We start from the raw sequence: 12,198 nt of genomic DNA on the forward strand, positions 1-12,198 counted from the left end.
TTTGCGTCATGAGATTTCGTTCCCGGCTGCAGAGCCTTGCGAAATGCCCGGGCTGGGCTGCATTGCTGCCATTTGTCGCACTGCTGCTGGCGATGGTGCCGGAAGCCGGGGCCCATGGTGTCACAGCCGGTGACAAAGGCTACATCCAGGAGATCAGTGGTGCGCTGCCGATACCATTCATCTACCTGGGTGCCAAACACATGATCACGGGTTACGACCACCTGGCATTCCTCTTCGGGGTGATCTTCTTCCTCTACCGCTTCAAGGACATCGGACTGTATGTCAGCCTGTTCGCGGTCGGTCACACGACGACCTTGCTGCTGGGTGCCTTCCTTGAAATCTCGGTGAGCGCCTACTTGATTGATGCGATCATCGGATTCTCGGTGGTCTACAAGGCGCTGGACAACCTGGGGGCATTCCGTCGCTGGTTCGGCGTGCAACCTGATACGCGGGTGGCCACCCTGGTCTTCGGCCTGTTCCACGGCTTTGGCCTGGCAACCAAGATTCTGGAGTACAGACTTTCCCCCGATGGGCTGTTCACGAATCTCGTGGCCTTCAATGTGGGCGTCGAGCTTGGCCAGCTGGGTGGTCTGGGTCTGATTCTCATCGCCATGAGCTGGTGGCGGCGTCACGACAGCTTTCTGGCACATGCCTTCACCGCCAATGTGGTGCTCATGACCGGCGGATTTCTGCTGGTAGGGTACCAGATGAGTGGTTGGTTCCTTCTGTAGACGAATGAAGCCCGGAGTGCATCGTGTTCAATTCCCAGTCCCCTTCTCCTGACGACCTTCCGACTTCGCGTCAGTTGATTCGTTCCACAGTGCTGGCCGCGGTCATTGCGGCGGTCCTGCTCGTGACGGTCGTCCTCCCGGCAGAATACGGAGTCGACCCAACCGGCATCGGTCGGGTGATCGGCCTGACGCGCATGGGTCAGATCAAGCGCTCACTCGCTCTGGAAGCCAAGGCCGAAGAAATTAGCGGTGCTGGGCCGGCTGCCGTTGCTCGCGAAGAAGTGACAGGATCAGCACAACACGAGGAAAACCCGGCAGTAAACACGTCGGCAGTCATCTCCCAGCGCAGCGACACGCTCTCGCTTGTGCTGGCCCCCGATGAGGGCGCCGAGATCAAGGTGACTCTGACCCAGGGCAATGCGGTTCGCTATCGCTGGAGCACGGATGGAGCCGAGGCGAACTTCGATACGCACGCGGATTCCAAGGCTGCGGGCATCAAGTATCACGGCTATGGCAAGGGCCGTTCCTCCTCCGAGGCCGGTGAGCTCGTCGCCGCTTTCGACGGGAATCATGGCTGGTTCTGGCGCAATCGCTCGGCATCTCCCCTGACCCTGACTCTTGAGACCAGTGGGCCCTATACGGACATCGTTCGCTGGCCCTGAGCGGCAGCTGGCCCTTTCTGTGTCGTATTGGCGGAAGTATTTCGGTATTCTTTCGCCCTGTGCGTCGTTCGCGGGCACAGTTTGGAATGGCAAACTTGATCTGTTGCCCTGTGTGCTTCCCGGCAGCCCGTTGAGGTAGTCTTGCTGTATCGGTCCTGTGTCCTTGTCCTCCTGTCCCTGACCCCTTACCAGGCGATGGCGGCGACTCTTTCCGGCACCGATTTCCCACGTGCACATCTGGGAGTCGGGATCGGGCAGAAGTTCTTTTCGGGTGTCGAATGGAAGCGTGTCTCGCCACAACGCCGACTGTCCCTGCAGGCCGATCTGCGCCTGGGGCACCTGCCCATCTGGCTGGATCAGGAATATGCATACACGCATGCCGATGGGTCTCCGCTGGACAACTGGACTGGTGAATGGACCGAACACGACGGCCTGATGGAAGGGCAATCGCACGAAATCTCCCTGGGACTGCGTCATGTCTTTCAGCTGAAGAGACAGCCCCTGGAGCCCTGGCTGGGGTTGGGGGTGGTTCTGATCATTGCCGAGAGGAAGTTCGATGTGGGATCTGCGCATCCGCTTCCGGTCGCTGGCACCGGAGTGGGGCCCCTGTATTCGGCGGGCGTGGATCTGCCACTCTGCACCGGTTGGGTGCTGGGGCTTGACCTGCGCTTCAGTTCCGCGCACTGCCATCTGACCGGCGAAACCTGGAACGGCGAGCCGTTGGATTACAGGGCCGACTGCGGTGGCAGTTCGCTCTCGTTCCTGATCCGTCACCGACTGTTCGACTGACCAACATCATTCCGTCGGGCAACCCGTGTATCACGACCTGTCCGCTTTTCCCCGGCGCAGAACATCCCCGGAGGTCCTGAGGTGTCCTCAATCCGATCGTTGACCCTGGTGCTGCTGCTTGCGGGAACCTGCCGGGCAGAGCCAGTGGATCCCCAATCCAATCCGGAGCACACACTGCGCAGGCCCTGGGGTCAGGTGCTCGTGCTCAATGGCAGCAAGCACATCGCGGGAACCGGCTGGGGCAGCGGAGCCAGACAGACCCTCGGCGGACAGGAGCTGGATCTTGCTCCCGGCAGAGGGCCGCTGAACCTGGCACTGCGTGTCGTCACGACCAGAAACCGCGAGCTGGATAGGCCATTGCGCCGGCACTGGGCTCAGCTGGTGGTGCTCAATGGCAGCAAGCACATCGCGGGAACCGGCTGGGGCAGCGGGGCAAACCAGACCACCAGCGGGCTTGAGCTTGCTTTTGCTCCCGGCAGAGGTTCGCTGAACCTGGCACTGCGCATCGTCACGACCAGAAACCGCGATCTGGATCTGCCACTGCCGGGATCGATTGATTGGCAGTATCCAATGGACACGACGGCCAGTGCGTTCGAGCTCTCGCTGGGATTGCGCAAGGATTTCTGGTTGTCCACTCCGGTCTGGACTCCGTGGGTGAGCGCGGGTGTCGTGCTGATCAGTTCCAATTGCTCATTCTGGGCTGACGATCTGTCGCTCATTGTGTTCGAAGGTTCGGCCATGGGTCCGACTCTGGGAACGGGCGTGCAGCTCAGATTTCTGGATCACGGGGTACTGGGGCTGGAACTGCGGCACAGCAGCGCCTGGACCCTGCTCTCCCCACGCTATGGCGGCGACGCCACGGACAGTTATCACTCGAACAGCGGGGGCAGATCCATAGCGCTCACATTCGGCCTGATCTGGTGACCGGCATGCATCACGCGTGACATGAAAAAGGCTCCGCGGCGAGTCGACAGTGCGAACCTCCGCGGAGCCTGATATCATCTGACAGGCGCTGGTGGACTGAGGACCTAGTCCGTGTCGAAGCCCATTTCCTTGCACCAGTCTTCGTTGTAGAACTTGCTCAGGTAGCGCTCGCCGTTGTCGCAGAGCATGGCCACGATGGTCTGGTCCTTGCCCATGGTGCGTGCGTACTCCATGGTGGCGCAGAGGATGGTGCCCGTGCTGCCTCCCGCGAAGATGCCTTCGCTGCGCGCCAGTTTGCGGGCCATGCGGAAACTGTCGTTGTCGGCCACGTAGAACATCCTGTCCACATGGTCGAAGCGCAGGGTCTCGGGCATGAAGTCCTCGCCGATACCCTCCACATGGTAGAATTCGCCCTCGCGCATCTCGCCCGTGTCAAACAGATGCTTCAGGCTGCTGCCCACCGGGTCGGCGCCGATGATCTGGATGTTGGGGTTCTTCTCCTTGAGGAACTTGCCCACACCCGTGATCGTGCCACCGGTACCCATGCCAGCCACGAAGGCGTCGATCTTTCCCTCGGTGGCGTTCCAGATTTCCTGCGCGGTCGTGCGATAATGGATCTGCGGATTCACCTGGTTGTAGAACTGGTTCAGCATCACCGCACCCGGAGTTTCCTTGGTGATGCGGCGGGCGGTGTTGAGAAAACTCTCGGGGTGATCCCAGGGCACATCGGAACGCGTGCGAACCACCTTGCCGCCGAAGGCGCGGATGATGCGCTCACGCTCCATGGACATCTTGCTGGGCATCACGATGATGCAGCCATAACCGCGCGCCGCGCAGACCATGGCCACTCCCACCCCCATGTTGCCGCTGGTGGCTTCCACCACGATCCCGCCGGGCTTGATCTCGCCGCGCTGCTCCATGTCCTCGATGATGGCCCAGGACACGCGCTCCTTGACGCTGCCCGCAGGGTTGAAGCGCTCCACCTTGCCCAGGATGGTCGGTGGCACCTCGGCCGAGAAGCGGTTGAGACGTACCAGTGGTGTGTTGCCGATCGTGTCCAGAATGTTGTCGTAAATCATGGTCCATCCGAATTGGGGGTTGGGTTGCGCCAGGGTTCAGACTTGCAGCCGGAGCAGCGCGCTGCCCGGATAGTAGTGTGACAGAATGCTCTCGCAGGAGTGGCCGGCCAGTGCCATTCGGGCCGCGCCCAGTTGGCACATGCCCACCCCGTGTCCCCAGCCCTTGCCGTGGATCACAAGTGTGTCGCCCTTCCATTCGAACCAGATCGCCGCACTGTAGAGATGGCTCTCGCTGAGTGCGCGACGGATCTTCAATTCCTTGCCGATGGAGAAGATGCCGCGATCGGTGTGCACGTCCATCGAGAGCAGGCGGCCCGAGCGGCCACGGGGGCCCGGGCGCAGGTCGTGCAGTTCGCCGAACTCAAGCCCGGCGCGTCGTCGCAGCAGGTCGGCGGCCTGGTCGCGGCTCATTTCCACCGTCCAGCGATAATAGCCGTCGCTGTAGCCCAGCATGGCCGGCACCTGCCAGCGTTCGGTGTTGCACCAGACCTCTTCCTCGGCCAGAATCCAGTCGCGCCACTCGCTCTCGCTGCGCTGCGGGGGATCGGCTTCGTCCGCGTCGTCGCAGAGCGCGCGCATGTAGGGAACGGGTGTGTTCTCCCAGACGTTCTCGTAGGCTTCCACGATGCCGCCGCAGCTCTTGCTGTAGCGGGCGTCGCAGACCAGGCCGTCGTGACACAGGAACATGCCGGCGGTGCTGTCGGTGGCCAGGCGTGAGCTGTCCGCGATGGTTTCCACACCGCGATAGCACTGGCAATGGTCATCCGCGCAGATGTCAAAGGCTTCGCCGTGATGATGGCGTCCGCGCGTCGCCAGCCAGGTACTGCGCGCGGCGATGGTCTGGGCCTTCAGCAGTTCCAGTGGGCAGTCAGCGGTCATTTCGCTGCTGTTCACGCTGCGCAGGTAGGCTTCCAGTGGCAGGTCGTTGGCCAGACCCAGCAGGCCATCGTGATCCACGAAGACCCGCAGCGTGTCGGGATAATTCAGCGTGCGCCGGTGCTGCCAGTGGAAATCGATGCCCACTTCCACCTGGTGCACGGCGGCGTGCTGGCCCGGGGGCAGGATGAAACACAGGCCGTGGGGATCCAGTTCGCCGATCGACTCGCCTTCCGACTCGACCAGCACGCGCGCGCTGGCCGGCCGTTGCACGCAGCGCAACCAGGCATCCTCGCCCAGATGCAGCAGGTCGCCCGCACGCGGTGCGTCGGTGGTGGGCTGTCCGTCGATGATGCGTGACACTCTGGCGCGACTCTTCGCGCCGTCGGCGGCATCGACTTCCGCCGCAAGCAGCCAGGTGGGCTGCACCCGGAAAGGGCCCGCCGAGAAGCCGGGGGCAAAGTCCAGCAGGCGACAGCCGAGGCCGTCCTTGGCCAGCTGCTTGTTCAGGGATTCCAGCCAGCTGCGCCGGGGACTTTCCACCAGTTTCAGCAGGTGCAGTGCGCGGGCCGGAGTGCCGTTCAGGAGTTCGATGCGCACTGCGCCTTCGATGGATTCGATCTCACCCGCGGCGGTGCGCAGTTCCGTTCCCGGGGGCAGGTCCAGCCGCAGCTCCTTGCGGCGATGGAGGAAGCCGATCCGGACGCGAAGAGGCTGGGCCATGAAAGATTCCTTGCAGGGAGATTGGGTGTTCTGGTGGATATCGGCATGGAGGGCCGGCCAACAATGCCGTACAATATACGGGGCCGAAAGTTGAGAGTTCTGCCTTGCGGGGGGCGTTCCCGGCAGGAACTTGTCCGCATCCGGTTCAGGTGGCAGCAAGGGGGAGATGGTGTCGGCAAAGTCTGGTGCTTTCACCAACGCCAAGGATGCAGGGTCTGGGCTGGATGTGTTCTACGACCCCCAATGCCCGTTGTGTCGCGCATGCCGCAGGTTGGTCGACGCACGAGTGGCCAGAGGCCGGATCCGCTGGCATGACCGGGACGCTGGTCAGTTCGACCGGCCCGATCTTGGCGTCGCCGCCCGGCTCTCCTGCGACTGTGACAGTCTTGTGCTCAGCGACGGCCAGCGGATCTGGCGAAAATCCGCAGCGGTCTTCCGCCTGCTGCACGAGTTGCCGCTGCCCTGGCGCTGGCTGTCTCTGGGACGCATTCTTCCCGTTGGCCTGGCCGATTCCTGCTACGATGTCGTGGCCCGCCATCGCCATTCCCTTTCCATGGGTCCATCCTCCCCTGATTTCCGCGAAGACTCAACGGATTGATCTCCGTCTCACCATGTGCGCGGTATGTTCCCGGATGATGCTGGGGACCTCGAGCTCTGTCATGCACCCAGTTTTCAAGCGCTGTACCAGGTGACGGCGATCAGTGGCTGCCCGGCATCAGCTTGATCATCAACGGGATTCAACAGAAGCGGCAGAGATCACTCTCTGGCTGACGGCTGCCGCCGCAGCACCCACCACGCCAGCTGCCGGGCCAGCCGAGTTTGCTGGCCTCCAGCCAGCTGCCAGGCCAGCCGAGGCTGCTGGCCTCCCGCCAGCTGCCGCACCAGCCGAGGATGCTGGCCTCCCGCCTGCTGCCAAACCAGCTTAGGATGCTGGCCTCCCGCCAGCTGCTAGGCCAGCCGGCGTTGCTGGCCCCCCGCCAGCCGCCAGGCCAGCACCTATTTTATCCGGGTGATATTGCAGTTTTGTTTTATCCGGGTAAATTGTGGAAAACCAGATGGAGGTGGCATGCAGGCAGAACACGGGCTCACAACGTGCATTGCGTTCGAAGGCAAGGTCAGGCTGGCCGAGGGCGAGCTGGTGGATGTGGCGGCAGCCGTCCGGCACAGACTGGACCAGGATGACTTGGCTCAGGTGCTGGTGTTTGATGGCCAGACCAGCCGGGTCATTGATCTTGATCTGCGCGGCAGCGTGCAGAATGTGCGGGACCGGATCACAAGCGGCTCCGGCACATCGGAAGCGACGGGACAATCGGACAACCCGGAAACAACGCGCCGACCGGGACGCCCGAAATTGGGTGTGGTGGCCCGGGAGATCACGCTGCTGCCCCGTCATTGGGAGTGGCTGGCCGCCCAGCCCGGCGGGGCCAGTGTGGCCTTGCGCAAACTGGTGGAGGCCGCACGCCGCGATCAGGGGGGAAGCAACCGGGTGCGGCTGGCCCGGGAATCCTGCTATCGATTCATGCAGGCCATGGCCGGTGACGAGCCCGGTTTCGAGGAGGCCAGTCGCGCGCTGTTCGCTGGCAATGAAACGGGTTTTCGCGAAAGCGTGTCACCGTGGCCCGCGGATGTTGCCGCACATGCGCGCAGGCTGGCCGCGCCTTCTTTCACGGAGGAGGTCGTGGCCTGATTCAATGTGTGCTCAGGAACGGTGGGCCGGTGTACGCACCAGCAAGAAAAGCCAGACCACACCGGGTGTGGCACAGAGGAAGGCCAGCCAGGGCAGCTGCCCCGGCCCCGGATTGATGAAGGTCTGCAATCCACTGGCCCGGGATTGAAGCAGGATCAGTGAGAGCAGGTTGTTGAGGGCATGCAGTGCCATGGCCGGCACCAGACTGTCCAGCCGGTCACGCAGCAGACCCAGTGCCAGAGCCAGCAGGAAGAGCTCGGCGACATGCCAGGGGTTCAGGTGCATCAGGGCGAAAAACAGAGCGGGCACGATCAACGAGCCGCGCCGACCAAAACGGCTGATCCAGAGCCAGGGGACAAATCCGCGGAAGAAGGTCTCTTCCATCAGGGGAGCAACCAGCAACACGGACAGGAACAGCAGCGCCGATTCCGTTGGAGACCCCGACTGCCAGGACTGCCAGAGCAGTGTGTTGTAGGCCTCCGGCACGGGGATCAGCAAGCCAAGGATGGCGTACAGCAACTGGAAGGCCAGTGCCAGCGAGATCAGCAGGGGCATGGCCCAGAACCATGACACACGGCTGCGCAAGGGGATCACGGCGGGGCGCAGGTTGGCCGACAGGACCAGCAGGCAGGGCAGCCCCACCAGCAGTTCCACGAAGATCGAGATCAGGCGCGTGTTGACACCCTGCCCGCCCGAACCGGGAATGAACAGGATGGCGGCCACGGGAACCAGCAGGGCCACACTGCGCTCGCGCTCAGTCACGCGAACCCTGGCGGAATTGTTCCCAGGCGGCCACGGCAAAGGCGTGGCCCACGTTGAGGCTCTCCACCGAACCGGCTCCCGGAATGGCCAGGCTCAGTCCCAGATGAGGACGGGAATCACCGAGTCCGTGGCTCTCGCTGCCCATCACGAGCACGTCACCGGGCTGGAAGTGAAACTGGTCCAGACTCGTGCTGGCGGCTCCATCCAGGCCGATCAACCGGTGTGATCCGGCGAGGTCCGCCAGATCCCCTTCGTCCAGCCGTACCGCGTGTGACAGGCGGAAGACGGCACCCATCGACGCACGCAGCACCTTGGTGTTGCCCACATCGGCGCAGGCTCCCACCAGTCCGACCCGGCGAATGCCGAACCAGGCGGCCGTGCGGATCACACTGCCCAGATTCCCGGGATCGGCCAGGCCATCCAGCAGCAGCTGGGGACCTTGCGCCGCCATGAGCGCGTCACGGGATTCCAGCTCCGCCGGGCACTCCGCCAGTGCGATGATGCCTTCGGGTGCGGGCTGCGCGGCCAGTTTCACCGCATCGGATTCATGGATGCGCCAGAGCAGGTCGTCACGCTGGAGACGGCGGAGGACAGGAGCGGGCAAGCGCTCGGCAGCGGAATCGGTGAGATACACCTCGCGCAGGGGCCAGCGCGAGAGCAGCAGTTCGTCCAGACACTTGAAGCCCGGTACCAGAACCAGAGCGAGTTCACGGCGTGTGCGGGAGTGGTGCAGCTCCAGCAGGGACTTGAGCTGGCTGCGGGATGTGTCATGCATGACTGTTCCGGAAAGGTGACGCGGAGCGAGCGGGCAATCGGGACCTCAGACGGGACCTCGCAGGCCCATGCCGTAGATCTCGACCACGGGCAGCGCGATCACCAGTCCATGACCCGGCTGTGAGACGGGGCCCACCACTTCTTCGAAAACCTGGACCACGGACGCCACCTGGGCATCTTCCACCACGGTCAGCAGAGTCTTGTTGTGGGGGCGGTTGCCCGAGAGCAGGCCCTTGAGGCCGGCAAAGATCGGGATGTCATGGCTGAGGATGCGGCCCATGCCCACGCTGTCAAGCACGGTGGCACCCCGTACATCCACTTCCAGGAAGGCCTGGATCAGGTCATCCAGCAGTTCTTCCTTGTTCAGGATGACCACCAGCAGCTTCATCGAGGCCTCAGATATCCAGGAAGTCGTGTTCGCAGTTTTCCACGGCGTGCAGGATTTCCTCTGCCGTGGCCAGGGACTCCAGCCGTTCCGCAAGACCGTGTTTGGCCAGCCGACTGATGCGGGCCAGCAGCTTGAGGTGCATGGACGTCATGCCGGTTGCGGTGAGCAGCAGCACCAGAACCGATGCGGCCTGTCCGTCCGGTGCGCCGAAATCCAGCCCGGGGCGGAACAGACCGATGGCCACGATCGGTTCATCCACGGGCCAGGTGTTTCCGTGGGGAATGGCGACGCCACAGCCGATTCCGGTGGGATATTCCGCTTCCCGCTCCAGCACCATGGACAAGGCATCCGCGGGCCGCTCGAGAACTCCCCGCTCGTGCAGGGTCTCGATCAGCAGGCGGATGGCGGCCGTTTTTTCAGCCGGAGCATCGGCCACGACGATCTGGGCGTCGCTCAGCAGGTCTGTGAATTTCATGGGGGTCTTCCACCAGGCTCGGCAGCGCACGGAGTTGCCACAACGGGAACGGTCCCAAGTCTTGTGCGCACAACAGGGGCGGAAAGTAGAAAAGGCTGGCGGGGCAGGCAACGCAATTGCCCTCCCGCTTGAAACTGGCGGGAGTGACAGGCCCGACAAACTTCATTTTCCTGAGGTGAGGATGTCTTCTTCGGGACTGAGCGACAGGAATTAACTTCGCCACCTGACGATAGATCGGCAGACGCAGCTTTCATCAAATCCCGCGTATGACCGGACTCAGCATCCCGTGCTGATCTGTCCGCCCATCGCATGCACTGGAATTCCACGGCATGTCCGGGGTTATGGCCCACGAGCGCCGGGGGCTACGGCAGGACTCGTTCAATGGTGGACCCTCCAATGGAATACAACACCGCTCTGAGCGCCGCGCGCAGTCTGCTGAACGGACTGGAACAGGCCACACTTCTGCTGGACGGCCAGGGCACCGTGCTCCATGCCAATCCTGCCTTTCATCGCTTGCCCGGGCAGACGTCGGTGATCGTGCCCAGCCTTGATGATCTGCTGGATGCCGGAGCCGCGGCCCGGCTGAAAGCCCGGTGCGCGGGCGCGACCAACGGCCATCAGGGTGCGTTCGAACTGGAGCTGCGTCAGTCGGTGCCGCTGGGGGCGCTCCCGGAGGCCCTGAAAACCCGGGCCCGGCTCTCAGGCGTCGAGATGGGGCGGACCCGCTTCTTCACCCTTCAGTTGGAAATGACGGAAGTGACCACATCGCACGAGAGCCTTTTCAGCAGCCTGGTGGAGTTTTCTCCCAGCGGCATGGTGCTGGTGGACGGACAGGGCCGGATCCTGCTGGTGAACCGTGCGGTCGAGGAATGTTTTGGCTATTCCCGCGACGAGCTGCTTGGCAAGCACGTCGAGGAGCTGCTGCCGTCACGGCTGCGCCAGGGGCATCAGTCGCTGCGCCAGGCTTTTCTCCGGTCGCCCAGTACCCGACCCATGGGCTCCGGGCGGGATCTGTACGCCGCCCGCAAGGACGGCAGCGAGTTTCCGGTGGAGGTAGGCCTGAATCCCGTACCGGGTACCGAAGGCCCCGAAGTCCTGGCCGTGATCGTGGATATCAGCGAGCGCAAGGCCATGGAACGGGAGACCGCGCGGCTGCAGGAAAAACTGCAGCAGGCCCAGAAGATGGAAAGCCTGGGAGTGCTGGCAGGGGGCGTAGCCCACGACTTCAACAACCTGTTGACCGGTGTGATCGGCAATTCGGATCTGGCGCTGCTCTCGCTGCCGGAAACCTCGCCCGCCTGTGCCAACCTGATCGACATCCAGCGCACGGCGCTGCGGGCGGCCGACCTCTGTCGCCAGATGCTGGCCTACTCGGGCCGTGGACGCTTTGAGATCAAGTCCATTGACCTGAATGGAGTGATCGAGGAGATGCTCCAGTTGCTGCATTCGAACATCGATTCGTCCATCCAGATCGCGAACAAGCTGAAGTCCGGATTGCCAGCCATCGAGGGCGATCCCTCACAGGTCGGCCAGGTGGTGATGAATCTGGTTCTCAACGCGGCCGAGGCGATGCCCGAGGGGGAGGCCGCATCGAACTGCGCACGGGCTTGATCGAAGCGGATCAGACCTACCTGAACAGTCTCCAGCTGCACGACCGCACCACCCCCGGCACCTTCATCTCGATGGAAGTCACGGACACGGGGTCGGGCATGGACAGTCTGACCCTGGAACGGATCTTCGACCCCTTCTTCACCACCAAGTTCACGGGCCGTGGTCTGGGCTTGGCCGCCGTGGCCGGCATCGTGCGGGGACACAAGGGCGGAATCTTCGTGACCAGCACACCGGGAAAGGGCAGCAGCTTCCGTGTCCTCTTTCCGTGCTCGGATCTGCCCGTCACCCCGCAGAGTGACGATGTGCTCAGCGTAGTGAGCATTGCACGGGCGAAGCGTCTGCTGATCGTGGACGATGAGCCGGTGGTGCGGGAAGTCCTCTGCAACACGCTGCATCAGGCGGGTTACAAGGTCGTGGCGGCCGCCGATGGAGAATCGGGTCTGGCGCTGTTCCGGGAACGGGCCGAGTCCTGGGATCTGGTGCTGCTGGACCTGACCATGCCGGGCATGGGGGGCGAAGAGGTCTTTCGCCTGATCCGCGAACAGAAACCCGCGCTGCCCATTCTGATGATGAGCGGCTATGACGAGAGCGAAGTCACCCTGCGTCTGGACGGCCAGGGAAGTTCCGGCTTTCTGCAGAAACCCCTGCGGCCCCAGCAGGTTCTCGAGTGCATTCATTCGGTGCTGAACCCTGAAGGCAACGGGCTGGCCTGACCCT

General features: G+C 63.2%; 14 protein-coding genes. 8 read left to right on the plus strand and 6 right to left on the minus strand.

Annotated features, from left to right (window positions below; all coding sequences use genetic code 11):
- Positions 1-8: 8 nt before the first annotated feature.
- The 4 genes from H6678_13950 (at position 9) to H6678_13965 (ending at position 3,106) form a co-directional block, all read left to right on the plus strand.
- Complete coding sequence (locus H6678_13950) at positions 9-731, plus strand: HupE/UreJ family protein (GenBank protein MCB9474897.1); 723 nt, start codon at positions 9-11, stop codon at positions 729-731.
- Between the two features lie 23 nt (positions 732-754).
- Positions 755-1,393 (plus strand): preprotein translocase subunit SecE, encoded by a 639-nt coding sequence (locus H6678_13955; protein MCB9474898.1) that lies wholly within the window; start codon positions 755-757, stop codon positions 1,391-1,393.
- A 141-nt stretch (positions 1,394-1,534) separates the two neighbouring features.
- Positions 1,535-2,182: a hypothetical protein gene (locus tag H6678_13960; protein ID MCB9474899.1), complete on the plus strand. Its 648-nt coding sequence runs from the start codon at positions 1,535-1,537 to the stop codon at positions 2,180-2,182.
- 81 nt (positions 2,183-2,263) lie between these two features.
- Positions 2,264-3,106 carry a hypothetical protein gene (locus H6678_13965; GenBank protein ID MCB9474900.1) on the plus strand — a complete coding sequence of 281 codons (843 nt, stop codon included), beginning with the start codon at positions 2,264-2,266 and terminating at the stop codon, positions 3,104-3,106.
- A gap of 104 nt (positions 3,107-3,210) precedes the next feature.
- Here the strand turns inward: H6678_13965 and H6678_13970 are convergent, their stop codons facing one another.
- Positions 3,211-4,185 carry a cysteine synthase family protein gene (locus H6678_13970; protein ID MCB9474901.1) on the minus strand — a complete coding sequence of 325 codons (975 nt, stop codon included), beginning with the start codon at positions 4,183-4,185 and terminating at the stop codon, positions 3,211-3,213.
- Between the two features lie 36 nt (positions 4,186-4,221).
- Positions 4,222-5,784: a SpoIID/LytB domain-containing protein gene (locus H6678_13975; protein ID MCB9474902.1), complete on the minus strand. Its 1,563-nt coding sequence runs from the start codon at positions 5,782-5,784 to the stop codon at positions 4,222-4,224.
- Positions 5,785-5,953: 169 nt separating this feature from the next.
- Here H6678_13975 and H6678_13980 point away from each other — a divergent pair, with 169 nt between their 5' ends.
- Entirely contained in the window at positions 5,954-6,382 is a 429-nt protein-coding gene (locus tag H6678_13980; protein MCB9474903.1) for a DUF393 domain-containing protein, read from the plus strand.
- 468 nt (positions 6,383-6,850) lie between these two features.
- Positions 6,851-7,471, plus strand: coding sequence for a DUF2239 family protein (locus H6678_13985; GenBank protein MCB9474904.1), 621 nt, complete (start codon positions 6,851-6,853; stop codon positions 7,469-7,471).
- Between the two features lie 12 nt (positions 7,472-7,483).
- Here the strand turns inward: H6678_13985 and H6678_13990 are convergent, their stop codons facing one another.
- Genes H6678_13990 through H6678_14005 form a run of 4 tightly spaced genes read right to left on the minus strand, consistent with a single transcriptional unit; the run spans position 7,484 to position 9,870 of the window.
- A complete protein-coding gene (locus tag H6678_13990; GenBank protein MCB9474905.1) occupies positions 7,484-8,233 on the minus strand; it encodes a CPBP family intramembrane metalloprotease in 750 nt (249 codons plus the stop codon).
- The gene (locus H6678_13995) at positions 8,226-9,008 is read right to left on the minus strand and encodes an RNA methyltransferase (GenBank protein ID MCB9474906.1); all 783 of its coding nucleotides are present in this window, start codon (positions 9,006-9,008) and stop codon (positions 8,226-8,228) included. The genes H6678_13990 and H6678_13995 overlap by 8 nt, the downstream gene beginning before the upstream one ends.
- Positions 9,009-9,053: 45 nt before the next feature.
- On the minus strand, positions 9,054-9,395 hold the full coding sequence (locus tag H6678_14000) for a hypothetical protein (GenBank protein MCB9474907.1): 342 nt from the start codon (positions 9,393-9,395) through the stop codon (positions 9,054-9,056).
- 7 nt (positions 9,396-9,402) lie between these two features.
- The gene (locus H6678_14005) at positions 9,403-9,870 is read right to left on the minus strand and encodes a PTS sugar transporter subunit IIA (GenBank protein ID MCB9474908.1); all 468 of its coding nucleotides are present in this window, start codon (positions 9,868-9,870) and stop codon (positions 9,403-9,405) included.
- Positions 9,871-10,266: 396 nt separating this feature from the next.
- Here H6678_14005 and H6678_14010 point away from each other — a divergent pair, with 396 nt between their 5' ends.
- Both H6678_14010 and H6678_14015 read left to right on the plus strand, forming a co-directional pair.
- A complete protein-coding gene (locus H6678_14010; protein ID MCB9474909.1) occupies positions 10,267-11,481 on the plus strand; it encodes a PAS domain S-box protein in 1,215 nt (404 codons plus the stop codon).
- Positions 11,478-12,194, plus strand: coding sequence for a response regulator (locus H6678_14015; GenBank protein ID MCB9474910.1), 717 nt, complete (start codon positions 11,478-11,480; stop codon positions 12,192-12,194). Before H6678_14010 ends, H6678_14015 begins: the two co-directional genes overlap by 4 nt.
- Positions 12,195-12,198 lie beyond the last annotated feature (4 nt).

It is taken from the genome of Candidatus Delongbacteria bacterium (assembly GCA_020634015.1).
Lineage (GTDB): Bacteria > CAIWAD01 > CAIWAD01 > CAIWAD01 > CAIWAD01 > JACKCN01.

Bases quoted from the DNA above. Each gene is read 5' to 3' on its own strand.
- H6678_13950 (MCB9474897.1), top strand. From the start codon at position 9: ATGAGATTTCGTTCCCGGCTGCAGAGCCTTGCGAAATGCCCGGGCTGG.
- H6678_13975 (MCB9474902.1), bottom strand. From the start codon at position 5,784: ATGGCCCAGCCTCTTCGCGTCCGGATCGGCTTCCTCCATCGCCGCAAG.
- H6678_13995 (MCB9474906.1), bottom strand. From the start codon at position 9,008: ATGCATGACACATCCCGCAGCCAGCTCAAGTCCCTGCTGGAGCTGCAC.
- H6678_14010 (MCB9474909.1), top strand. From the start codon at position 10,267: ATGGAATACAACACCGCTCTGAGCGCCGCGCGCAGTCTGCTGAACGGA.
- H6678_14000 (MCB9474907.1), bottom strand. From the start codon at position 9,395: ATGAAGCTGCTGGTGGTCATCCTGAACAAGGAAGAACTGCTGGATGAC.
- H6678_13985 (MCB9474904.1), top strand. From the start codon at position 6,851: ATGCAGGCAGAACACGGGCTCACAACGTGCATTGCGTTCGAAGGCAAG.
- H6678_14005 (MCB9474908.1), bottom strand. From the start codon at position 9,870: ATGAAATTCACAGACCTGCTGAGCGACGCCCAGATCGTCGTGGCCGAT.
- H6678_13970 (MCB9474901.1), bottom strand. From the start codon at position 4,185: ATGATTTACGACAACATTCTGGACACGATCGGCAACACACCACTGGTA.